Source organism: Ligaoa zhengdingensis, assembly GCF_014384885.1.
In the GTDB taxonomy this organism is placed as follows: Bacteria; Bacillota; Clostridia; order Oscillospirales; family Ruminococcaceae; genus Ligaoa; species Ligaoa zhengdingensis.
On sequence record NZ_JACRST010000001.1, the window covers coordinates 480,772 to 505,048 of the forward strand.

Annotated in this window: 19 protein-coding genes; 2 read left to right on the forward strand and 17 right to left on the reverse strand. The window is 59.0% G+C overall.

The window, feature by feature from the left end:
* Positions 1-39: 39 nt before the first annotated feature.
* The 10 genes from H8711_RS02235 to H8711_RS02280 all read right to left on the reverse strand — a co-directional run bounded on the left by H8711_RS02235 (position 40) and on the right by H8711_RS02280 (position 12,513).
* Positions 40-1,236, reverse strand: coding sequence for a murein hydrolase activator EnvC family protein (locus H8711_RS02235; protein ID WP_249281895.1), 1,197 nt, complete (start codon positions 1,234-1,236; stop codon positions 40-42).
* A gap of 83 nt (positions 1,237-1,319) precedes the next feature.
* Complete coding sequence (gene ftsX, locus H8711_RS02240) at positions 1,320-2,219, reverse strand: permease-like cell division protein FtsX (RefSeq protein WP_249281896.1); 900 nt, start codon at positions 2,217-2,219, stop codon at positions 1,320-1,322.
* A gap of 1 nt (position 2,220) precedes the next feature.
* Positions 2,221-2,895, reverse strand: a complete 675-nt coding sequence (gene ftsE / locus H8711_RS02245) for a cell division ATP-binding protein FtsE (protein ID WP_249281897.1) — start codon at positions 2,893-2,895, stop codon at positions 2,221-2,223.
* Between the two features lie 95 nt (positions 2,896-2,990).
* Positions 2,991-4,076 (reverse strand): PucR family transcriptional regulator, encoded by a 1,086-nt coding sequence (locus tag H8711_RS02250; RefSeq protein WP_249281898.1) that lies wholly within the window; start codon positions 4,074-4,076, stop codon positions 2,991-2,993.
* Between the two features lie 321 nt (positions 4,077-4,397).
* Positions 4,398-5,132 carry a pseudouridine synthase gene (locus H8711_RS02255; RefSeq protein WP_249281899.1) on the reverse strand — a complete coding sequence of 245 codons (735 nt, stop codon included), beginning with the start codon at positions 5,130-5,132 and terminating at the stop codon, positions 4,398-4,400.
* 222 nt (positions 5,133-5,354) lie between these two features.
* A complete protein-coding gene (locus H8711_RS02260) occupies positions 5,355-6,092 on the reverse strand; it encodes a DUF4830 domain-containing protein (RefSeq protein WP_249281900.1) in 738 nt (245 codons plus the stop codon).
* Positions 6,093-6,221: 129 nt separating this feature from the next.
* Positions 6,222-8,294: an elongation factor G gene (locus H8711_RS02265; RefSeq protein ID WP_249281901.1), complete on the reverse strand. Its 2,073-nt coding sequence runs from the start codon at positions 8,292-8,294 to the stop codon at positions 6,222-6,224.
* Between the two features lie 296 nt (positions 8,295-8,590).
* A complete protein-coding gene (locus tag H8711_RS02270; RefSeq protein ID WP_249281902.1) occupies positions 8,591-11,332 on the reverse strand; it encodes a hypothetical protein in 2,742 nt (913 codons plus the stop codon).
* Positions 11,333-11,365: 33 nt separating this feature from the next.
* Positions 11,366-12,124, reverse strand: a complete 759-nt coding sequence (gene rlmB, locus H8711_RS02275) for a 23S rRNA (guanosine(2251)-2'-O)-methyltransferase RlmB (RefSeq protein WP_249281903.1) — start codon at positions 12,122-12,124, stop codon at positions 11,366-11,368.
* A gap of 125 nt (positions 12,125-12,249) precedes the next feature.
* Positions 12,250-12,513: a hypothetical protein gene (locus H8711_RS02280; RefSeq protein ID WP_249281904.1), complete on the reverse strand. Its 264-nt coding sequence runs from the start codon at positions 12,511-12,513 to the stop codon at positions 12,250-12,252.
* Positions 12,514-12,991: 478 nt separating this feature from the next.
* Between H8711_RS02280 and H8711_RS02285 the strand changes: the two genes are divergently transcribed.
* Entirely contained in the window at positions 12,992-13,828 is an 837-nt protein-coding gene (locus H8711_RS02285) for a DNA-3-methyladenine glycosylase family protein (protein ID WP_249281905.1), read from the forward strand.
* A gap of 152 nt (positions 13,829-13,980) precedes the next feature.
* Positions 13,981-14,844 carry a class II fructose-1,6-bisphosphate aldolase gene (gene fba, locus H8711_RS02290; RefSeq protein WP_249281906.1) on the forward strand — a complete coding sequence of 288 codons (864 nt, stop codon included), beginning with the start codon at positions 13,981-13,983 and terminating at the stop codon, positions 14,842-14,844.
* A 62-nt stretch (positions 14,845-14,906) separates the two neighbouring features.
* On the opposite strand, the gene H8711_RS02295 is transcribed toward fba, so the two are convergent.
* From H8711_RS02295 to H8711_RS02325, 7 genes are all read right to left on the reverse strand, one after another.
* On the reverse strand, positions 14,907-16,814 hold the full coding sequence (locus H8711_RS02295) for an NAD(+) synthase (RefSeq protein WP_249281907.1): 1,908 nt from the start codon (positions 16,812-16,814) through the stop codon (positions 14,907-14,909).
* Between the two features lie 69 nt (positions 16,815-16,883).
* Entirely contained in the window at positions 16,884-18,065 is a 1,182-nt protein-coding gene (locus H8711_RS02300) for an LL-diaminopimelate aminotransferase (protein WP_249281908.1), read from the reverse strand.
* A 65-nt stretch (positions 18,066-18,130) separates the two neighbouring features.
* Positions 18,131-19,954, reverse strand: a complete 1,824-nt coding sequence (gene glmS, locus H8711_RS02305) for a glutamine--fructose-6-phosphate transaminase (isomerizing) (RefSeq protein ID WP_249281909.1) — start codon at positions 19,952-19,954, stop codon at positions 18,131-18,133.
* Between the two features lie 108 nt (positions 19,955-20,062).
* Positions 20,063-21,655 carry a CTP synthase gene (pyrG, locus tag H8711_RS02310; RefSeq protein WP_249281910.1) on the reverse strand — a complete coding sequence of 531 codons (1,593 nt, stop codon included), beginning with the start codon at positions 21,653-21,655 and terminating at the stop codon, positions 20,063-20,065.
* The gene (gene dapF / locus H8711_RS02315; RefSeq protein ID WP_249281911.1) at positions 21,652-22,491 is read right to left on the reverse strand and encodes a diaminopimelate epimerase; all 840 of its coding nucleotides are present in this window, start codon (positions 22,489-22,491) and stop codon (positions 21,652-21,654) included. The genes pyrG and dapF overlap by 4 nt, the downstream gene beginning before the upstream one ends.
* Positions 22,488-23,585 carry a carbamoyl phosphate synthase small subunit gene (locus tag H8711_RS02320; protein WP_249281912.1) on the reverse strand — a complete coding sequence of 366 codons (1,098 nt, stop codon included), beginning with the start codon at positions 23,583-23,585 and terminating at the stop codon, positions 22,488-22,490. Before H8711_RS02320 ends, dapF begins: the two co-directional genes overlap by 4 nt.
* Positions 23,586-23,676: 91 nt before the next feature.
* Positions 23,677-24,246: an ANTAR domain-containing response regulator gene (locus H8711_RS02325; protein ID WP_249281913.1), complete on the reverse strand. Its 570-nt coding sequence runs from the start codon at positions 24,244-24,246 to the stop codon at positions 23,677-23,679.
* Positions 24,247-24,277 lie beyond the last annotated feature (31 nt).

Genomic DNA, 24,277 nt, shown 5'->3' on the forward strand with positions numbered 1-24,277 from the left:
TTGATTGCCGCAGAATGTCGTCCGCTCTATCCTTCCCGTTTAAATGCCGGGGAAATACTTCTTCGGGTTGACGTGCTTACCGTTTTCGCGGATTTCAAAGTGCAGGTGCGGACCGGTGCTCCAGCCGGTAGTGCCGACCTCGCCAATCACGTCGCCCTGTTCAACATAGTCGCCCACGCTGACATATACTTGGTTCTGATGCCCGTACAGGGTGGACATGCCGCCGCCGTGGTCGATGATAACATAGCGCCCGTAGCCGCGGCCAGGGGTGTAGGAATTGGAGGCATAGATCACCTTGCCGGCGTTCGCAGCCAAAATCGGTTTCTGGAAAATCGCCTGGCCCGCAGAGTTGCGGCCCGCGATGTCGATACCGGTGTGGAAATCGCTGCCGCCGAAGCGCCAGCCGTAATAGGAGGTGATGGTGCGGTAGCCGCTGACCGGCCAGATGAAGTCGCCGCCGACATAGTCGCCGATCGATTCATTCTCGCGATAGATGCGGTCGATCTCCGCTTGGGCCTCCTTCTCCTCCTGGAGCTTCTGAGCCTTCTGGGCCTCGAACTCCTTTTGCAGATCGGCCAGCTGCATCTCCTGCTTGGCCACCTCCTGCACCTTCTGGTTGAGGTTCGCCTTCTGGTCGCTCAGGGCCGACTGATCCTGCTCGACCTGGGCCTTGTTCTCCTGAATCTCCGCCAGCGCTTCCTCCATGGCGTGTTTTGCATCCAGCATCTCGTCGATCATCTTTTTGTCGTGCTCAGAGGTGCGCTGCAGCATCTCGGTGCGGGTCAGGAAATCCGCATAGGAATCCGCGCCGAACACCAGGCCCAGCGTGGTGGCGTCGTCGTTGAGGTACATCGCACGCATTCGCTGCTTGAAGATCTCATAATACTCGTCGATCTCAGCCTGCTTCTCCTCGATCTCGCGCTGCTGCTTCTCAATGTTGTTCTCCAGCAGCCCGATGCGCTCGGACAGGAGCTCGATCTCCTGCTGCGCCAGGTAGACCTGGTTTTGCAGCTCTTTCTTTTCCTTTTCCTTCTTGGCCTTATCGTTTTTTGTCTTGTCGATCTCCGACTGGATTGCCTGCTGCTCCTGGCGGAGCGCCGAAATCCGGTCGTTGAGGTCGTTAATTTCGTCTTTGTAGGAGTCGCTTGCAGCCGCAAAGGGGTTCGATTGTGCCGCCATCAGCACTGTCAAACACAGCGCGGCCGCAACAAATTTTTTCAGGTGTTTTCGTATCATCGTTTTTGGTCACACTTCCTTTCCGTTCTTTACAGTGGCGGCGCGCGTCGAATTTGTTGCGTCGCCCGCCTGATTTCCAGCAATTACACTTTGAGGTAATTGCGCACAAAGATCATACTGCCGATCACACCCAGCCCAGTGCCGCCCAGCGCAAAGCCGCCGAACAGTTTGAGCCCGATCTCTTTAAACGGAAGGATGCTGCCGTACATCGACTGAATCCAGGTCGAAGGATTCTCCTCCAACCAGCTCAGCAGATAGCTGTAACCGCCCCAGAGAATAAAATAAGCCATAATGGCAGATATTAAGCCCAGGATCAAGCCCTCGATCATAAACGGCAATTTGATAAACAGATCGGTGGCGCCGACATATTTCATGATGCTGATCTCTTTGCGCCGGTTGAACACCGTGATCTTGATGGTGTTGGCGATGATAATCAGCGTCACGCCGATGAGCAGCGCAACAATTCCCATGCCCATGGTAATCACCAGCTTCTTAACGCTGGTGAGGGTCTCTGCGATGTCGGTGGGCGCCTTCACATCTTCCACGCCGAACAGGCGCCCGATCTCGTCGACCGTCTCGTCGAGAAATTCCAAGTCGTCAATTTTAATCCGGTAGGTGTTGGGGTAAAAGTTGTCGTCCTCCCGCAGGAGCTCAGCCGCGTCGCCCAGCTTGTCCTTTTCGTTCTGGAACGCCTCCTCCTTGGAGACGAACACGATATTGTTGATGTTCTCAATGTCGTGGAGCTCATCGTCGAGTTCGTCGAGCTCGCTCTGGTCCATGTCGTCCTCCAGGACGATGACCACCTCGTTCTGGTCCTCCACGTAGCCGACCACATTGTTCATGTTGACGCTCAGCAGAACCGACGAGCCGATGAGCAACATACAGGCGATCAAGACGCCGATCGACGCCAGGGACATCAGCCGGTTGACCCAAACATTCCTGGCGCCTTCTTTGAACAAATATCCTAAACTGCTTCCTCTCATATCACTGCCTCCATTCCTGATCGTCGGCAATGATATGTCCATGTTCCAGGGTCAGCACCCTGCGGTTGAACTGCGCAACGAGGTCGTGCTCATGGGTCACCATGATCACCGTAGTGCCAACGTTGTTGATCTCGTTTAAGAGATCGACGATTTCGTACGACAGCTCCGGGTCGATGTTCCCGGTGGGCTCGTCGGCGATAATAAGGCGCGGGTTGTTCACCAGCGCACGCGCCAGAGCGACGCGCTGCTGCTCGCCGCCCGAAAGCTGGTCGGGCATACACCGGGCCTTGGAGCCCAGCCCCACCAGGCTCAGGATGTAGGGCACCCTTCTGCGGATGTCGCGCGTCGGCACATCGGTGACGCGCAATGCGAATGCCACATTGTCGTATACATTCATAGTGGGAATCAGGCGAAAATCCTGAAACACCACACCGAGCGACCGGCGGAATTTGGGGATCTGCCGGCGGCGCATTTTGCTCAGCTTGAAGCCGTTGACTTCAACCTCGCCCGAGGTCGGCACCTCCTCATGCAGCAGCATTTTAATCAGCGTGGATTTTCCCGCGCCGGAGGAACCGACGATAAATACAAATTCTCCGTCTTGGATTTCCAAATTTACGTCCTTCAGAGCCATTGTGCCATTCTTATAGGTTTTTGACACATTGGTAAATCTTATCACTTGCACACGCCCTCTCATCAGGACCGCCAAATTTGGCCCTCAAAAGGGCAGACTACCGCCTTGGGCCAAAACTAAGCTTGTCTGTTTGGAGTCCCTTAATATTTGATTGGATTGGCTGTCAGGTATTTTTTGACCATCAGCGCGACCTTGAAGATGATGGCATGGTCAAACTCGCGCAGGTCGAGACCTGTCAGCTTCTTAATTTTCTCCAGCCGGTATACCAGCGTATTCCGGTGGACGAACAATTTGCGCGAAGTTTCCGAAACGTTGAGGTTATTTTCAAAGAACTTCTGGATGGTGAACAGGGTCTCCTGATCCAGGCTCTCGATCGAACCCTTCTTGAACACCTCGCGCAGGAACATTTCACACAGGGTGGTGGGCAGCTGATAGATCAGCCTTGCAATGCCCAGGTTGTCATAGCTGACAATGGATTTTTCGGTGTCGAACACCTTGCCGACCTCGAGCGCGACCTGCGCCTCCTTGAAGGATTTGGCCAGGTCTTTAATCCCATCCACCGAGGTGCCGATACCGACCACCGCACGGGTATGGAACTCGCCGCCCAGCGTATCCACGATGGAACGCGCCAGCTTTTCCAGGTCCTTCACCGCGATGCCGGTCTTGATCTCCTTGACAAGGACGATATCCGACTCGCTGATATTGAACACAAAATCTTTCTGTTTATCAGGGAACAGGTTTTGAATCACATCAAACGACGAGATATCGTTGGCCGCCACCACGCGGATGAGCAACACGGCGCGGGACACATCGGTGTTAAAGTGCAGCTCCTTCGCCTTCACAAAGATGTCGCCCGGCAGAATGTTGTCGAGGATGATGTTCTTGATGAAGTTGTTGCGGTCGTATTTTTCGTCGTAATACTGCTTGATGGTGAGCAGCGATATGGCCAGCACATTGCAAAACTTCGCGGCCAGCTCGTCGCTTCCTTCCACAAATACGACATAGTCGGGCTTGATCCGGCTGCCGAACGGCTTGTAGGTGAAGCCGTCGCGCGTGAAGATCTCGTTCGGGTCGAGGTTTTCAAAGCTCATGAGCTCCGCCTTCTCGCCCACCCGGGTCAGATCGCTGCAGGAGATGATTGTCTCCGAGTCGTCGATCACACCAACTATTCTGTCGATGGAGTCCCGCATTTGATGGATTACGCCTTGAAACAGTCTGTTCGACATAAAAATCCCCTTCTTTGCTTATTCTGTTCGGCAAATTGCCGAAATCCATTCGATGTCATATCTGCCAATCATTCTTATTTTACCGAATAATTTGTCAACTTGCAACACAATAAACAAAAAAAGTTGTGGATGAATGTGCGAAATCTGCAAATATTCTTTCCTACATCATCCTAGCTACCCATTTTACCCTAATATTATGAGAAAAATATGAACAAAAACTCTTTTTGTCCCGTAGTTTTGTGCCGTTTGCCCGACAAATTTCGTCACATTGACCGCAGCCGTACCGACTGCAACCGGCAGAATGTGCAACGCTTCGCGCGGCTATCCATTTTCGCCGCAGGATTCCGTGATTTTGGCCACCTCGTCCGGGATGAGCAACCGGCATTGTCCCGGTGCAAGCCGCGTATCGAGGTCGAGCGCGCCCATGCGCACCCGCTGAAGCGCCAGCACCCGGCGTCCAAAATGTTCAAACATCCGCTTAATTTGATGGTACATCCCCTCGACCAGAATCACCTCGACCCACTCCTGCGCGCCGGTTTCCAGCACACGCAGGCGCGCGGGCTTACAGGCCACATCGCGCTCCAGCGCAAAGCCCTCCTCAAACCGGCGGATGATCTCCTCATCGATGGGGAGGTCGAGCTGTGCGCGGTAGGTTTTTGGCACATGGCTTTTCGGCGACAGGATGCGGTGTGCAAACGCGCCGTCGTTGGTAATCAGCACAAAGCCGGTGGTATCCTTATCCAGCCTGCCCGCCGGAAAAAGGCCATCCCGCCGCAGTTCGTCCGGCACCAGGTCGAGCACCGTGCGGTCGCGCCCGTCCCGCGTGGCGCTCACCACCCCTTCAGGCTTGTTAAGCATCAGGTAGCTGAACCTGGTCAGCGCCAGCGGGTTGCCGAACAGCTCCACCCGATCCCGCTCCAGATCGATCTTTTGCTCGGCGGCTTTGGCCGGTTCCCCATTGACCCGCACCGCACCCTGGCGCACCAGCCCCCTGACATCCTTGCGTGAATACGGGGTCTGTGCGGCCAGCAGCTTGTCCAGTCGTTCCGGCTTCATCGCAGCACCTCCTCCCGCTCCGGCATCCGACAGTTTGCTGTCAGTTTTGTATATCCTGACGGAAAATATCATTGTTTTTTAGTATAACATGAAAAGTGTCGGCTGAAAAGGTATCGGCGGCCAATCTAAACAAATTTTTTCGCTTTTTTCGTAAAAAACATCAAAAAATGCCGGTTCGCAGCTTCTTTTTAGAAGATTACGAACCGGCGCGAACGTTTTATGCTATTCTTCGTCGCTGATACCCTGCAAAATTTCCATCATCTCAGCCATTTCCTGATCCATGGTGTCCTGCACCGGCGGTTCTGCGGATGGGTCGACCGCCGTATCCTCGGCCAGCTCCACGCCCTCAGCTTCGGCAGCTTCTTCGGCCGGCAGGGTTTCGCCGCCTATCGTGTCCTCCACCACCGCTGTCTCCTCCGTCTCAGGCAGCGGCAGGGTCTGCGCCTGCGCCATCGCCGAGGAATCGGCCGCAAAGCCGTGCATAAATCCGTTGAGCTCCACCGAGCACACGTCGCCGCCGATCACCTTACCGTCGCAGACCAGCAAGTTGATGCGGGCGTTATCTGGGCATTCGGGGTAATTGGTGATCTTGTAAGTGTAGCGTTTACAGCGTTTTCCCTTGAATTTTTCCAAATTATAATTCTGCTTTTGCTGCAACTCGTTGTATTTGGTGTAAACCTCGTCGAACTCCTCAGGGATGACGATTTCAGCGATCTCCTGCGGTTCCTCCTCGACCTCCCAGCCGAACTGGGCGATGAAGGCCAATCGGTCCCGTTCCGTCTTGGCCACCCCCTTGGCGGCATTTTTATCCAGCTTTGCGCCAACTTCCACCTCCGACTCCCCCTGCGGGTTGGAGATGCGCGCGCCCACGCCGTAGACAAACAGCGCGATCGCCGCCAAAAAAATTACGCCCGCCCCCAGAAGCCGTCCGCCCGAAATTTTATAGGACTTCACGAACATAGCCATTCCCCCGTCTATACAATGTCTTACCACCACTATATGAGGAAACGGACAAAAATATATCCACTCTGGAAAAAAGGGCGCAAAACGGGGCTGCCCGCCGCAACGGACAGCCCCACCGATCGCTCTTTATTCTTCTGCGTTCATCACCTGTGCGTCAGCGATGACCGCCGCTTCCAGCATCTTGGGCAGTTCCTCATACCGCTCGAAAACGAGGGTGAAGGAGCCGCGCCCCTGGGTCATCTGGCGCAATGCGGTAGTGAAGTCGTGCATCTCGCTCATGGGGACCTCGGCCTCGATCTCGGTGAGGCCGTCCTCCATCGGGTTCATACCGAGCACACGGCCGCGGCGCTTATTGATGTCGCCCATCAGGTCGCCGGTATTGGATTCGGGGGTCATCACCTTCAGGCTGCCGATCGGCTCGAGCAGAACCGGATTGGCCTGCGGCAGCGCCGCCTTGTAGGCGAGGGTCGCCGCCATCTTGAAGGACATTTCCGAGGAATCGACCGGATGGTAGGAGCCGTCCACCAGGGTCGCCTTCAGGCCGACCACCGGATACCCGGCCACCACGCCGTGTTTGACGCAATCGCGCAGGCCCTTTTCCACCGCCGGGAAAAAGTTTTTGGGCACGGCGCCGCCGAACACATTCTCGCAGAACTCCATCTCCTCGGATTCGCACGGCTCGAATTCGATCCATACGTCGCCGAACTGCCCGTGGCCGCCCGACTGTTTCTTGTGGCGGCCCTGCACCTTGACCTTCTTGCGGATGGTCTCGCGGTAGGGGACGCGCGGTTTTTCCAGCAGGACATCCACGCCGAATTTATTTTTGAGCTTGGAAACCAGCACATCGAGATGCTGCTCGCCCAGACCGGAAACCACCTGCTGTTTGGTCTCGACGTTGTTTTCGTAACTGACGGTCGGATCCTCCTCCATCAGCCGCTGGATGCTCGAAGCGATCTTGCCCTCGTCGCCCTTGGATTTGGGCGTGATCGCCATGGACATACAGGGCAGCGGATAGTCGATCTTCGGCAGCTTGACCACGCGCTTGGGGTCGCACAGGGTGTCGCCGGTGTTGGCCGAAATCTTGGTGATGGCGCCGATGTCGCCCGCCGAGATAAATGCGGTGTCCTCCTGCTTTTTGCCCTTGATGTAGATGATCTTGCCCAGGCGCTCCGGCTGGCCGGTGGTGGCGTTGACCGGAATCAGGTCGCTCGAGAGCTTGCCTGCGATCACCTTGACATAGGAAAGCTTGCCGACAAACGGGTCGGCCACCGTCTTAAACACATAGGCGGCCAGCGGCTGGGTGTCGTCGCACTCGATTTCCACCGCTTCGCCGTCGGCGTTCTCACCCACCTCGTCGGCGACCTTTTTGGCGGCCGGCAGCAGATCCGCGATACAATCGAGCATCATGTCCACGCCCTCCATGGTGAGGCTGGAGCCGCAGACCACGGGCGAAATGGTGCCCTCCCGCACGCCGTTGCGGATGCCGTCGATCGTCTCTTCGCGGGTGAACGCCTCGCCGGAGAAGAATTTTTCAAACAGGGTTTCGTCCGTCTCGGCAATTGCCTCGGACATCGCCTCCACCAGACCCTCGATCCGGTGGCCAGTATCGGGCATGGGAACCTCGCTCGCCTTGCCCGACGCATCGTATTTGTAAGCCTTCATATCTATAAGATTAATGTAACAGGATACGGCGTGGTTCTCATAGACAGGCACCACCAGAGGACAAACACTCGGGCCGAATTTGCCCTTTAACTCCTCGAGCACCTTGTAAAAATCGGCATTTTCCACGTCCAGCTTGGTGATCGCAAACATCTTTGCCTTTTTCTGCTGCGTCGCCAGCTTATATGCCTTCTCCGCGCCAACTGTTACCCCCGATTTTCCAGATAATACAATCATGACGCTGTCCGCCGCGCGAATGCCTTCGTAAAAGCCCGCGGCAAAATCGAACAATCCCGGAGTATCCAACAGGTTAATTTTTACAGAACCCCATGTGAGAGGGGCGACCGCCATAGAGACCGAAACTTTGCGCTTTGTTTCTTCCGGATCGAAATCACAAATGGTGTTCGCATCAGCCACCTTTCCCAGTCTATCTGTGGCGCCAGCTTTAAACAGCAGGGCCTCCGCCAAGGATGTTTTGCCTGAGCCACCATGCCCAGCCAAGGCAACGTTTTTGATTTTGTCTGCCAAGTATTGCCTCATAGTAAGGTCCCCTTTCGTTCTGCCGGCCGCAATAAAAAAGTCGGCCGGCTGTTGAATTCATAATTGTATAATGTGGATAACTTTGCCAGATATCATCAAACAATTATAGTGTATATTATACTACAATTGCCAGAAGAATCAAGCAAATGGACAAAAAAACACCCAGCCGCCAAGAGAATTTGACGGCCAGGTATTGTGCAGTTTTAATAAACATGTCGCCCTTTTGCACCAGGTTCCCACGATTTGCCCGAAAATTTGCCCACATTCTGCTTTTGGGCCCAACTTTTTCACCCGGTTCAGATGCGGCGCAGCAGCGAAAAGAGCCAGACCGCAATTCCCCACACCAGCTGATAGATCAGCACCGTGGGCATGGTGGTCTGTGCCATGCTGCCCATAAAGGAGAAGAAGGTGACCAGCGTATAGCCGAGGATCATGCCCACGATTTGGACGATGAGGCCGATATTGACCGCCACCTTGACGCTGGACGCCGCGGATACCGCGTGCGCAAAGCCCGCAAACGATCCGTTGTGCACGATGTAGCCCTTGCTGTTTGCGCGCGGCCGCACCAGCTTTTCAAAGTTTGTGTGCAGCTTGGCGGGCAGAATGCGGATCATCTCCTCGGGCAGGTCGTAAATGCGGGCGATCTTTGCCGCGGTGAGGTTGGGATCGACCGACCGCACTACGATGGAGATGCCCTTGTGCTCCAGCTCGCCGAGCACATAATCGACGTCGTCGTTGCGCACATAGCTGATGACGAACATCGCAGTCAATTCGCCCGAATTGGCCAGATAGAGGATATCGCGGTCCTCGGTGCGGTATTTCGCCTCGTAATCCTTGCTGGGGGTATCGATGCCGTGGAACCGCATCAGGTCGCTGTTGCCGATGAGCACCCGTTTGCCGCCCACCCAGGCGGAGACGCCCATCGCGTCTTCATACACCAGGTTCTCCACCGGCTTGAGCATCTTGGTGTTGCCCTGGATGATGCGCAAAAAGATATTTTTTACCGCGCCGTTGCAGACGCAGAGCACGCTCGCCGCGTCCAGAATTGCCTCGTCGATGCGGTTTTTCTCAAAGGTTTTGATGTTATGCAGCAGCACCTCGTCGCTGGTGAACAGGTCGCACGCGTCGGCCAGCACCACGTTGGTCTCGGCAAAGCGCTCCACCGCGTTGTAACCGGACAGGGCCGCCCCCTCTTTGGTGAGCACCCGGTAGGCCTTGTGCTGCGGCAGGCTGGCCACGATCGTGGCGGTGATGGGCGATGAAATCGCCAAAACCGCTGCAAAGGTGGAAAGAGCCACAAAGATGTTCTCGTTGAACACATAGGAGAGCACTGCCACCACCACACTGCCCACAAAGATGATCGGCACCGTGATCTTGGCGATGTTGTCGCTGGTGTCGTCAGCATAGGACTGCTCCACGAAATTTTCGACAAAGCCGGTCGGCGCGCTGTAGGCGATGTGCGGCTCGTCGATGTTCATATCCCAGGTAAAATCGCGGCACAGGTCGCGCTGTTCGAGGTTTTGCGCGGTGTATTTCGGCGTATTCGAGGTGACGAACCGGAAGTTTCCGGTGATCCGCCCCACGGTGAACATCTTGCCTATGGTGTTAAACAGCAGGCCGAGCGAGGCCACCGCGAAATACAGATGGATGTCGTTATCGGCCAGCGCCGCAGGATGGAGCAGCAGCGAGACGCCCTGCATCACCGAGGCGAGCACCGCGAGCGAAGCGAGGGAATCGTTGTTCGCCCTGAGGCGGAACAACCCGGCAACCCCCTCCGAGATGGTATTGTGGCAGAACAGCGCGGCGATCATCAGCAGCACCAGGTTGAGAATCACAAAGACGGCGGGCGCGCCTGTGGCGGAAACCGCATCTAGCAGCGGGAGCGGCAGGCTCTCGGTGAACCCCAGATAAAGCAGCCCCAGGCTGCACAGAATGGTGGCGGTGAACCGCATCATCAAGCCACCGCGCAGGGTGTTGAGATCGGCCTTGACGCTGGAGGTCTCCTCCGTCGAATTGAATTCCTCCATCCCCATCCGGCTGGCCGGTTCGTCCTCGTAGTCGCCCGAATCGTCCTCCGCCGTCAACTCCTGCTCCGGCCCATTTTCTACCACGTGGAATGGGAGCGGCGGCGCGGCCCCTGCGGGAGCATCCTCCGTAATGCCAAAATCGGCGGCGTCAAACGCCGGTTTCTCCTTGCGTACAGGTTCCGGCGCCATCTGGGGCACGGGCTCCTCCGCGGTCTCCGCCTCGGCATGGAACTGGAACCCATGCTTGGGTTCCGGCGCCGGTTCCGCCGGCGCGGCGGGCGGCTCCTCGCGCGGCGCGGCTTTCTGTCTCGCCTCGGCCTGCCGCCGCTCGGGGGAATTCACCGGCGCGCCGAAATTGTTGCGGATTTCGCTCCATTCCGGGCGCCGGCGGGCGCCGGTTCCAATGGGAGAAAGCCCGCTGTATTTCATAATAAATTCGTCCGGCTCATCCTGGCGGCGGGCACTCGGCCGGCGAATCGACAGGGACTTGCGCCCACCGTCCTCCTCCGCCCGGCGGTTGTACCGATCCGCCTCCTGCGCCGCGGAATAAACGGCATCCACGGGGTCGTAATGAGCTTGTTCCCGTTCGTAGCTGCGGTAGGCTCGGTTGCGGGGCGGCTCGTCGTAAATGTCATAATCGCGCGGCAAGCGCACCGTGGCCTGCTGCGGCTCCCCCGCGCGGCGGCGCGGCGGGACAGGCCGGGAAAAATAGTCGTCGTCATAGTCCCGCACCGGCCGGATCGGCCGATGGAGGACCGGGCGTCCAAAATCGTCGTCGTCCTCGTATTCCTGATATTCCTTTGTGGGAAGGGGACGCCCCGGTCTCTCGTAGTCGAAGTCATCGTAATCCGCTGTGCGGCGCGGCGGCTCGCGATAGGCGGCGTGCGGACGATCGTACGGGTCGGCCTCCGCTGTACGTCCATGGGATGCCGCGGCCTCCGCCGCGGCCTTGCCCGCTTTCTTCTGCTTGATTTCAGCAAGGATGCTGTCGATATCGTAATTGCGATCCATGTTGATAACCCCCTCTGTCCACCCGACGGACCGCTACAGCTTCAAACGCTGCCGCGCGATCTCGTACATCAAAATACCGCCCGCGACCGAAGCATTGAGCGAATTGATGCTGCCGAGCATCGGCAGCGCCACAGTAAAGTCACATTTTTCCTTGATTAACCGGCCCACGCCGTTGCCTTCGCTGCCGACCACCAGGCCGACCGCGCCGGAGTAATCCACCTTGCACCAGGTCTGGCCGTCCATATCGGCGCAGTAAAGCCATACGCCGCGCCCCTTGAGCTCCTCCATCGCAGCTGCGAGGTTGGCCACCCGCACCACCGGAAGATAGCTGGCCGCACCGGCCGACGCCTTAAAAACGGTCGGCGAAAGCCCTGCGCTGCGCCGTTTGGGAATGATAATCCCATGCGCACCGCTGCACTCCGCCGTGCGGATGAGCGCACCCAGGTTGTGCGGATCCTCGATTTCATCCGCTAAAATAACAAACAGCGGCTCCCCCTTCTCCTCGGCGCGCTGATAGACCTCCTCGAGGGTGCTGTAGCGCACGGCGGCCACTGTGGCCGCCACCCCCTGGTGCCCCTCGGTTCCGCACATGGCGTCCAGCTTTTGCTGGGTGACATCCTTCACCGGGATCCCCCGGTCGCGCGCCATGCCGATGATCCGGCCGATGCTGCCCTTTCCATCGCCCGCGGCGATGTACAATTTATCCAGGCACTGGTCGGATTTGAGCGCCTCCAGTACCGCATTCCGGCCATAAATGAGGTCGGTCGGCCTTTCTTCCCTGTTCTGATTCATCGCTGTTGTTCCCCTCTGTTGCGCCCCAGGCAAACCCGCGGGCGTTTTGGTCCGGTAAAACCGATCCTATGAATTCAAATTATAGCATAAAATGCGACACGATAAAACCACAAAGATTGAATTTTTTACAGCAGAACCACAGCGAGCGCCACAGCGGCCCCCACACCCGCCGCCCCCAGCAGCTTCAGGGTCTCGAACAGCGGCAGGCGCAACAACATGCGGCGCAGGCGACTTCCGCTCGCATTCTTCAAAAAATCGTCGGCATTCCGCTTGATTTCACTCTCATTCTCCGCGAGCCTGCGGTCCTTGACAAACAGAATGGCTCTCTCAAAATACTCGTTTTGGGTGTCCACGACCTCAATGATCTTCTTATTCACTCCACGCAGCATGACAAAACCGCCTCTCTTTCTTTATCGCAGCGGGCAAAAATAGCCCAAATACAATACATTTTGTAGACAATACAATTATTCCCTTCCCTGCAAAAATCATTCATAGATGACGTCTCCTGGTGAATTTGGCTACAGTATCCGACAAAATCGGCCATACAGCAGAATTTTCACCGGGATACACGCGAAAAACTGCATTGCAACCCTATTTTCTGTCGTTATACGGAATGTATTATTCATTTTTCCCACAATGGCCCGCGTTTTCTTGTGGAAAACTCCGTGGAAAGTGTGGAATAAATTCGGTTTGTCCTGCATAGAAACGCGGTTTCCCCTTTACAAAGTTTTTATTCATTTTTGTTGAAATCTATTTTTTACCAATTACATACCGTAATTTTTCATAGCCTTCAACAATTTTTACCGCATCGTTTCGGTTGCGCCCCCGGCGCGGGTCAGGTATACTGGAAACAAAGGGAGGGGTTGTATGGACACTACGATAACTTTTTTGCAGCTCGCAATTCCGGCCGAAGAAAATTTTTCCTTGGCGGACACCTTGGACTGCGGCCAGTGCTTCCGCTGGGAGGCGGAGGGGGATGGCTGGTACCATGGCGTTGTGTCGCGCCGCTTCTGCCGCGCAAAGCAGATGCCGGACGGCCTGCTGCTGGAACACGCCGCCGAGGGGGACGAGCCGTTTTGGCGCAACTACTTCGATCTGGAGGTGAGCTATGCCGCCATCCGTGAGCGCTTGTGCCGCGACAGGCAGCTGGCCCGCGCGGCCGCGTTTGCGCCCGGCATCCGGGTGCTGCGGCAGGAACCGTGGGAGACCCTCTGCTCGTTCATCATCAGCCAAAACAACAACCTCGGCCGCATCAAGGGGATTGTCGCGCGGTTGTGCGGCGGGTTCGGGGACGAGCTCTCAGTCGGCATCCACGCCTTTCCCCGGCCCGAACAGCTCGCCGGGCACACCGAGGAGGATCTCGCGCCCCTGCGCGCGGGTTGGCGCGCGGGCTATCTGCTTGACGCCGCAGATAAAGTGGCATCCGGCGAGCTCGATTTGGATGAAATCGCCCGCATGCCGCTGGACGACGCCCGCGCGGCGCTGCAAACCATCCGCGGGGTGGGGCCGAAGGTGGCGGAATGCGCCCTGCTTTATGGCTTTGGCCGGCGGGAATGCTTCCCGATGGACGTGTGGATGAAGCGCGCGATGAAGCAGTTGTTTCCCAAAGGCTTGCCCCGCTGTGCCCGGGCCGACGCGGGCATCGCGCAGCAGTACATCTTCCACTACGCGCGCGTCTGCCCAGAGGCATTCGACAAAAAATAGCCGGGATTTCCTGTTTGTGATAAATTTAACAGCTAAAAACCATCTTTTTTTGATGATATTAGTGGTTTGCTATTTGTGCCAAAATCAGATATAATAGATTACTGGAATGGGGTCAAGTAAGACCTCAAAATGTAGTGGGAGGTTTCAATATTATGTTAGTATCTGCAAAAGAAATGCTTACCAAAGCCCGCGATGGCCATTATGCGGTCGGCCAGTTCAATATCAACAATCTGGAGTGGACCAAATCCGCTCTGCAGGCGGCCCAGGAGTGCAACTCCCCGATCATCCTCGGCGTTTCCGAGGGCGCAGGCAAATATATGACCGGCTTTAAAACCGTGGCCGCTATGGTCAAGGCGATGGTCGAGTCGATGGGCATCACCGTTCCCGTCTGCCTGCATCTGGACCACGGCTCCTATGAAGGCGCGAAGGCCTGCATTGAGGCCGGTTTCTCCTCCATCATGTTCGACGGTTCCCACTACAGCATCGATGAGAACATCGCCAAAACCAAAGAGCTGATCGAGCTTGCCAACGCAAGGGGCATCTCCCTCGAGGCCGAGGTCGGTTCGATCGGCGGCGAGGAGGACGGCGTCGTCGGCGCGGGCGAGGTTGCAGACCCCGCTGAGTGCAAGATGATCGCCGACCTGGGTGTGACCATGCTGGCTGCCGGCATCGGCAACATCCACGGCAAATATCCTGCCAACTGGCCCGGCCTGCGCTTCGACGCGCTGGAGAAAATCCACGAGATCACCGCGGGCGTGCCCCTGGTTCTGCACGGCGGCACCGGTATCCCCGACGAAATGATCAAAAAGGCCATCAGCATGGGCGTTTCCAAGATCAACGTGAACACCGAGTGCCAGCTCGCCTTTGCGGCTGCGACCCGGAAATACGTCGAAGCCGGCAAGGACCTCGAGGGCAAGGGCTTTGACCCCCGCAAGCTGCTCGCTCCCGGCGCCGCCGCGATCGTTGATACCGTCAAAGAGAAGATGGAGATGTTCGGTTCGGTCGGCAAAGCCTGATTTTTCAGAAAATAACAGCAAAAGCTCCTTCCGGGTTGCCTCGGAGGGAGCTTTTTTCCGTCTTAAATCCGTTCCAGCTCGCTTAGCCAAAGCGTGGCGCTCGCATCGCTGGGCATCCGCCAATCCCCGCGTGGGGAGAGCGAAACCGAACCCACCTTCGGCCCGTCGGGCAGGCAGGAGCGCTTAAACTGCTGAGAGAAGAACCGACGGTAGAAGGTTTTAAGCCAGTGCAGCAGGGTGTCGCGGGGGTAGGCGCCCGCGAAGGTGCGTTCGGCCAACCGCAGCACCTTGGCCGGGCCAAAACCGAAGCGGATGACATGGTAGAGGAAAAAATCGTGCAGCTCGTACGGCCCCACCAACTCCTCAGTGATCTGGGTGATCTCGCCGTCCTTGGCCGACAGCAGCTCGGGGCTCACCGGGGTGTCCAGAATGTCGAGCAGGACACGGCGCAGCTCGGAATCGGCGGTGCGGTCCGCCTCGTAGCGCACCAGGTGGCGCACCAGCGTCTTGGGAATCGACGCATTGATCCCGTACATCGACATGTGGTCGCCGTTGTAGGTAGCCCATCCCAGCGCCAGCTCAGAGAGATCGCCCGTGCCGATCACCAGCCCGCCCTCGAGGTTGGCCAAATCCATCAACACCTGGGTGCGCTCGCGGGCCTGACCGTTCTCAAAGGCCGCGCCGCGCTCCCCCGGTGGCAGGCCGATATCCCGAAAATGCTGCGTCACGCTCGCGCCGATTTCCACCGTCCGGAAAGCGACCCCCAGCCGCTCGCACAGCAGCTCGGCATTGCCCTTGGTGCGCGCAGTGGTGCCGAAGCAGGGCATGGTGACCGCGAGCAGGTCGGCGTGCGGCCTCCCCATCCGGTCGAGCGTCCGGATCGCCGCCAACACTGCGAGGGTGGAATCCAGCCCGCCCGAGACGCCGATCACCAGCTTCCTGCAGCCGGTGTGCTCCATCCTCTTTTGAAGACCCGCGGCCTGAATTGCAAGGATCGCCTCACAGCGCGCAGCGCGGTCCCGCTCGTCCTGCGGTACAAAGGGATGCCGCGCGACCGGCCGGGTGAGCGCGGTCTCGGTAAGCGGCAGATCAAACGGGATTTGGATCGACTTTCTCTGCTGCTCGGGGAAGCTGGTCATGCGCCGCCGGTCGTGCTCCAGGCGGCAAACGTCCAGTTCTGTGACCGCCATTCCGCCGGTAAACGGCGGGGTTTCTGCCAGCACCGCGCCATTTTCCGCGATCAGGTTGTGCCCGCCGAACACCAGGTCGGTGGTGGATTCCCCCTCCCCTGCATCCGCGTAGAGGTAGCCGCAGAGCAGCTTGGCCGACTGGCTCGACACCAACTGCCGGCGGTACTCGGCTTTGCCGATCGTCTCGTCACTCGCGGACAAATTGAGGATCACGGTCGCGCCTTCCAGAACATGCGTCTCCGAGGGGCTGCACGGCACCCAGAGGTCCTCGCAGATTTCCACCGCGAACTGGAACGCGGGCAGAGCCCGGCAGCAGAACAATAGCCGCGGCCCGAACGGATAATCGCGGCCGTCGACCGTGATGGACGCGTTCTCCTGCGGAGCTGGGGAAAAGTGGCGGCGCTCGTAAAACTCGCCGTAGTTGGGCAGATGGGTCTTGGGCACCACCCCCAGCAGCTCGCCGCAGCAGAACACCGCCGCGCAGTTATAAAGGCGGTTGCCGCGCGCCAGCGGCAACCCCACCGCCACTGCCAGCGGCAGTCCGGCGCTCACATCGATCAGCCGGCGCAGGGCTGCGCGCGCGCCGTCGAGCAAAGCGCTCTGCAAAAACAGGTCGCCGCAGGTATACCCGGTGATGCACAGCTCGGGCAGCGCCAGCAGCGACACCCCCTGGTCCGCCGCGCTGCGCATCAGCGTTTCAATCTGCGCGGCGTTATAGGCGCAGTCCGCCACTTGGATCGCCGGGGTCGCAGCCGCCACCTTCACAAATCCATCCTTCATCTTGATGACCTCCCGCAATTGGAACAGAAGGTTCCCCCGGCGAAAGCGGCCGGGGGAACCTTCTGTCGTTTATGCAAACAAATTTTGGAACCGCTTCATCGCCACCTCGGTGGCCGCCTTTTCGCCAAACCCGGTGAGGCGGAAAAATCCCTCGCCGTTTTTGCCGAACCCGCTGCCCGGGGTGCCGATCACGCCGGCCTCGGCGAGCAGCCTGTCAAAGAACGTCCAGGAATCCAGTCCGCCCGGACATTTGAGCCAGATATAGGGCGAATTTTTCCCGCCTGTGAACCAGATGCCCATGCCGCGCAGGGTATCCGCGATGATGCGGGCGTTCTCCTGGTAGACCGCGATATTGGCCCGGCACTGGCGCTGCCCCGCTTCGGAAAGCACCGCTTCGGCCCCGCGCTGCACGATGTAGGGCACGCCGTTGAACTTGGTGGTCTGACGGCGCAGCCACAGCTTGCGCAGCCCGATCTCCTGCGCCACCAGCTCGGAGGGCACCACCGTGTAGCCGCAGCGGGTACCGGTGAACCCGGCCGTCTTGGAGAAGGAGCAGAACTCGATGGCGCAGCGCTTGGCGGCCTCGATCTCATAGATGCTGTGCGGCAGGTCCTCGTCGCAGATAAACGCCTCATAGGCCGCGTCGAACAGGATCACCGCGTCCTCAGAAAGCGCGTAGTCCACCCATGCCTCCAGCTGGCCGCGGCTGTAGGCCGCGCCGGTGGGGTTGTTGGGGGAGCACAGGTAGATGATATCCGCGTGCACCGACCGGTCGGGCATGGGCAGAAAGCCGTTTTCCTCGTTCGCATCGGCGAACACGATTTTGCGCCCGGCCATCACATTGGTATCGACGTACACCGGGTAGACCGGGTCGGGGATCAGCACGGTGTTATCCGCGTCGAACAGGTCGAGGATGTTGCCCAGGTCGCTCTTCGCGCCGTCGCTGACAAAGATATCATCCGCAGGCAGGGTCACGCCGAATCTCTGGTAATACACGGCGATCGCCTCGCGCAGAAATCCATAGCCCTGTTCGGGGCCGTAGCCGTGAAAGGTGGATTTGCAGCCCATCTGGGCCACGGCCGCCTGCATGGCCGCCACCACCGCCGGGGCGAGCGGCAGCGTCACGTCGCCGATGCCCATGCGGATGAGCTTGCGGTCGGGATGCTCCCGCTGAAATTCCGCCACCTTGTGGTTGATGGTAGAGAAGAGGTAGCTTTCCTGCAATTCGAGGTAATGCTTATTGATATTCATGCCCAAATTCGCCTCACTTTTTCGTCCTGGGGCGTCAGATGAAAAAACTTTCAGAGGCCCCAATATTATTCCACGGTGACGCTCTTGGCCAGATTGCGCGGTTTGTCGATGTCGCAGCCGCGCTGGAGCGCCATATAGTATGCAAACAGTTGCAGATAAACGATGGTCAGGATGGGAGCGAACGCGTCGAAGGTCTGCGGGACCGCCCAGACCTCGGCCTTGGCGGGTACGGCGATCTCGTGGTCGGACAGCAGCAACAGCCGCGCCCCCCGCGCACGCACCTCCTCCACATTGCTCATGGTCTTTTCCAGGACGCTCTCCTGGGTTGCGATCGCGACCACCAGGGTGGTGTCGTCGATCATGGCGATGGTGCCGTGCTTGAGCTCGCCCGCCGCATACGCCTCGCTGTGGAGATAGGAGATCTCCTTGAGCTTGAGAGCCGCCTCCAGCGAGCTGTAGTAGTCCATCAATCTACCGATGAAGAAAACGTCCTCGCAGTCCTTCATCCTGCGGGTGAACTCCTTCACCATGTCCTTCTGCGCGAGGATCTGCTCCATCTTCTCGGGGATGCGCAGCAGTTCGGCCAGGTGTTCCCGGAGCTCCTCGTCGGACAGCTCGCCGCGCAGGTTGGCGAGGTCGAGCGCAATCAGCTCGAACAGCAGCATCTGGGTGCTGTACGCCTTGGTGGACGCCACCGCAATCTCCGGCCCGGCGAGGGTGTAGAGCACCGCGTCGGTCTCACGCGCGATGGTGCTGCCGATCACATTGCACAGCGAGATCACCCGTTGGCCGTTTTTCTTCGCCTTGCGCACCGCAGCCACCGTGTCGGCCGTCTCGCCCGACTGGCTGACCGCGATGACCACCTCGTTTTCGGTCGCAAGGGTCTCGCTGTAGCGGTATTCGCTGGCGATCTCGGCCTGCACCGGAATGCGCGCCAGGCGCTGGATGAGGGATTTGCCCATCATGCCCGCGTGGTAGGCGGTGCCGCACGCCACAATGGTGAGCTGGCGCAGCAGGACCGCCTGCTTGCGGGTGAACGGCATACGGTCGCGCCGCAGGGTGAGGGTGTCGGTATCGACATAATGCCGCAAGGTGTCCGCAATCGCGCGGGGCTGCTCAAAAATTTCCTTGAGCATGAAGTGGTCGAACCCTTTCTTCTGAGCGGAATCCACATCCCAGCCGACCTGCTGAATCTCCTTCTCAATGGGGCTGCCGTCCGGCGCGAAGAAGGAGATGCGGTCGGCGGTGATCTCCGCGACCTCATGGTCGTCGGGCAGGTAGACCTCGCGGGTATAGCGCAGCAGCGCCGCCACATCGCTTGCGATGTAGTTGGCGCCCTCCCCGCGGCCGATCACCAGCGGGTTGTTGCAGCGCACGCACCACAGGGTGTCCGGCTGGCTTGCGCTGGCGATCACCAGCGCATAGGAGCCGCGCAGCATGGGCAGCACCTGCCGCAGGGTGGCGCGCATGTCTCCCCGGTCGCAAAGGCCGAGCAGCTGCGCCACCACCTCGGTGTCGGTCTGGCTGCGGAACTTGACCCCCTGGTCGATCAGTTGGCTTTTAAGTTCGGCAAAGTTTTCAATGATGCCGTTGTGCACTACAGCGACTCTGCCCGACATATCGGTGTGCGGATGGGCATTGACCTCATTGGGTTCGCCGTGGGTGGCCCAACGGGTGTGGCCGATGCCGGTACAGCCCCCCACGGGATTTTGGGTGAGCTCCGCGCGCAGGTTGGCGAGCCGGCCGGCCGCCTTGCGCACCTGGAGCCCGTCCTGGCCGAGCACGGCGATGCCCGCGGAGTCATAGCCGCGGTATTCCTGGGATTCCAGGCCGCTGAGCAGCACCTTGACACAATCTGTTCTTCCGGTAAACCCGACAATTCCACACATAAAATGATCCCCCGTTCTAAAATGATGTCCTTACTCCTGTTGGCCGGTTCCATCCCTCCTGAAACCGGCCTCGTCGGACGGGCCCAAGTTATGTGAGGAAGAAACCGTTTATTCCAGCGCTGCCGCGATAAACTCGCGGAACAGCGGATGCGCCCGGTTGGGGCGGCTCTTAAACTCGGGGTGATACTGCACCCCGAGGTGGAAACGATGATCCGGCAGCTCCACCGCCTCAACCAGCCGTTCGTCGGGCGAAGTGCCCGCAAGCACCATCCCCGCCCGCGTGAAATCCTCGCGGAAACGGTTGTTGAACTCGTAGCGGTGGCGGTGGCGCTCAGAAATTTCCTGCTGGCCGTAGGTCGCTTCCAGCAGGGTTCCGGCTTTGATTTTGCAGGGGTACGCGCCCAGGCGCATAGTGCCGCCTTTGGGCAGGTTGCCCTGCTGGTCGGGCATCAGGTCGATGACCGGATGCGGGGTGTTCGGTACAAATTCACTGGAGTCGGCGTCCTTCCAGCCCAGCACATTTCTAGCATATTCGATCACGGCGATCTGCATACCAAGGCAGATGCCAAAATACGGAATGCCATTGGTCCGGGCATAACGCGCAGCCAGAATCATGCCCTCGATGCCTCGGTCGCCAAAGCCGCCGGGGACGATGATCCCCTGCGCGCCCGCGAGGCGCTGGGCAACATTGCCTTCATCCAGGAACTCCGAATCCACCCATTCAATTTTGACCTTGGCGCCGTTCTCATAGCCCGCGTGGCGCAGCGATTCCGCAACCGAGAGATAAGCGTCGTGCAGCTTGACATACTTGCCCACCAGCGCGATGGTCACCGTCTTTTCGGCTGTCTCGATGCGCTGGAGCATCTGCCGCCACTCTGTCAGGTCGCCCTTGCCGCAGGTGAGGCCGAGTTCCCGGCAGACGATGTCCGCCAGGCCGTTCTCCTCGAGCATGATCGGGCACTGGTAGAGAACGGGCAGGGTGAGGTTTTCCACAACGCAGTCGGACTTGACGTTGCAGAACAGCGCGATCTTGCGCCGGATCGACTCCTCGATCGGCTCGTCGCACCGCGCGATGATGATGTCCGGCTGGATGCCGAACGATTGCAGCTCCGTGACCGAGTGCTGGGTAGGCTTGGATTTGTGCTCACCCGAGCTCTGGAGGTAAGGCACCAGCGTCACGTGGAGAAACAGGCAGTTTTCGCGGCCCACCTCGTGGCCCACCTGCCGGATCGCTTCGAGGAACGGCTGGCTCTCGATGTCGCCGGTGGTGCCGCCGATCTCGGTGATTACCACATCCGCACCGGTCTTTTTGCCGACCGAGTAGATGAAACTCTTGATCTCGTTGGTGATATGCGGGATGACCTGCACCGTCTCGCCCAGATATTCCCCGCCGCGCTCCTTGGTCAACACATTCCAGTATACCTTACCGGTGGTCAAATTGGAATACTGATTCAAATTTTCATCGATAAAACGCTCGTAGTGGCCGAGGTCCAGGTCGGTCTCCGCGCCGTCGTCAGTGACGAACACCTCGCCGTGCTGGTAGGGACTCATGGTGCCCGGATCGACGTTGATATAGGGATCCAGCTTCTGCGCGGCAATGGTGAGTCCGCGCGCCTTCAGCAGACGGCCCAGCGACGCCGCAGTGATCCCCTTGCCCAGGCCGGACACCACGCCGCCGGTCACAAAGATGTACTTGGTCATAGCTCGATCTCCCCTTCAAACGCAATTTTCGCTTCCCCTGTCATCCAGACGGTCCGATCGGTGTAGCGGATGCTCAGGTCGCCGCCGCGCAGCCGCACGGTCACATCCTTATCCTTGGGGCAATGCCCATTGAGCACTGCCGCCACCACCGACGCGCACGCCCCGGTGCCGCAGGCCATCGTCTCGCCGCTGCCCCGCTCCCACACCCGCATATGCAGGGTATGGCTGTCCTCCACCGAGACAAACTCGGTGTTGACCCGCTCGGGGAACGCCGGGTGATATTCAAACCGCGGGCCGAGCTTCTCCAGCTCCACCGCGTCCGGATCGCCGCAGAAAACGACGCAGTGGGGGTTGCCCATCGACACGCAGGTGACCGCATAGGTTTCGCCGTCCACCTCGAGCGGCGCACCGACCGCGCGCTCGCCCGGCAGGTGCACCGGGATTTTCTCAGGTACCAGCTCCGCGGGGCCCATATCCACCGTGACCGACGTCACCGCGCCATCCTCCACCTGCAAGCTGAGGCGCTTGACCCCGCTCAGGGTCTCCACTGCGAGCTCCGTTTTGTGGACGATACCCTTGTCGTAAAGAAACTTGCCCACGCAGCGTATGCCGTTGCCGCACATCCTCCCCTCGCTGCCGTCGATGTTGAAAATCCGCATCTTGGCGTCCGCCACCTCGGAGGGGCAGATCAGGATGATGCCGTCTCCCCCCACGCCCCGGTGGCGGTCTGAAATCCAGACAGCGTTTTTCTCCGGTTCAGGAAATTTCTGCTCCATGCAGTCAAAATAGACGTAGTCGTTGCCGCAGCCGTGCATCTTGGTAAACCGCCGTTTCATCCCGCCTTCTCCTCCTTCTTCTGCTCCATCATCCCCATAAACCGGTCGAACAAAAACGCCGTGTCCTGCGGCCCTGCACATGCCTCGGGGTGGAACTGCACCGTGAAAGCGGACATGTAGTCATAATCGACCCCCTCGCAGCTGGCCGGCTCGTTGCCGTTGACAAAACTGACCCTCGCGCCCTCCGGCAGGCTGTCACCCTCCACCGCATAGCCGTGGTTCTGGCTGGTAATATACACCCGGTTGGAGGCGAGGTCGCGCACCGGCTGGTTGGAACCGCGGTGGCCGTACTTCATCTTCCGGGTGGACGCGCCCTGGGAGAGCGCCAACAATTGGTGGCCCAGGCAGATGCCGAAGATGGGCAGGCCGGAGGCGCACAGCAGGCGGAGCTGTTCGATCACGCCGGTATTCTCTGTGGGGTCGCCCGGGCCGTTGGAGAGCATCACGCCGTCCGGGTGCAGGGCGAGAATCCGGTCCGCTGTGGTATCATAGGGCACGGTGGTTACCTCGCATCCCCGCCTGAGCAGCTCGCCGCGGATGTTGGCCTTGGCGCCGAAGTCCCACAGCACCACCCGGTGCTTCACCGGGCCCTCAGGCTGCGCAGTGGACGCCTCGCGGCAGCTCACCGCCCTGACCGCGCCGGTGACGCGGAACCCCTTCGCCCGTTCGATCTCCTCGGACAGATGATCGAGCGAATGGACCAGGCGCGCGCCCATCACGCCGTGTTCACGGATGATACGGGTGAGTTCGCGGGTATCCACCCCGCAGATGCCGGGGATACCCCACTTTTTTAAAAAGGTGTCAAGAGTGCCCTCGCTGCGGAAGTTCGAGGGCTCCTGGCACCATTCACGTACAACATATGCAGTTAAGGCGGGGCGGTCGCTCTCGAAGTCGGCGGAGATCATTCCATAGTTGCCGATGAGCGGAAATGTCTGCACCACGATCTGCCCGTAGTAGCTGGGGTCGGTCAATGTCTCGAGATATCCGGCCAGACCGGTGGTAAAGACGATTTCTCCCGTCACCTCAGCATCCGCGCCGAAGCCCTTGCCCTCAAATACCCTGCCGTTTTCCAAAATCAAATAGACGGTATCCATAGCTGTTATCCCTCACTCCTGGCCGCCGCGCACGGCGTCATCTTGAAACCGCGGCCCTCACGCGCGGACAATGAATGCGGGGCCGCGATGGTTAGCTTTCGTAGGTTTTTAGGATCGATTCCGCCACCTCGCGGCGGGTCTGGCGCAGGTCCATCGCCTGCTTTTCAATGTAGCGGTGGGCCTGCGGCTCGGTAAAGCCGAGGTACTGGATGAGCGCGCACTTGGCCCGGTCCACCATGCGGATCTCTTCGATTTTGTGTTGGAGCTTGATGTTTTCCGTTTGCAGCCCCAATAACCGCCGGCGGGAGGCCGCCACCATCTTGACCGACTGGAAAAAAAGCTGCTTGCTCAGGGGCTTGGCCAGCACCAGCACCCCGTAATCCTCCACCTTGGCGGAGACGGCGTCCGCCATCTCGCCCTTCACCAACAGGATGATGCCAGCGTCGGTGGACTGGGTGAGGCCGAGCGCCAGCTCCTGCCCGAATTCATCGCGCAAGGGGGCGTTGATGACGATGAGGTCGTAGCAGTCGTCGATCAACATCCGACGGGCCTGCGCGCCGTTTTCAGCCACGGAGGGGCGGCCAAGGGACTGCGCGGCGCAGAGCTCGGTCAAAAATTTCCGCCCCTGGTCGCTGCTGGACACAATGAGCAGTTTGTCCATACGGTTCCCCCTTGTCGTCGTCGATATACAT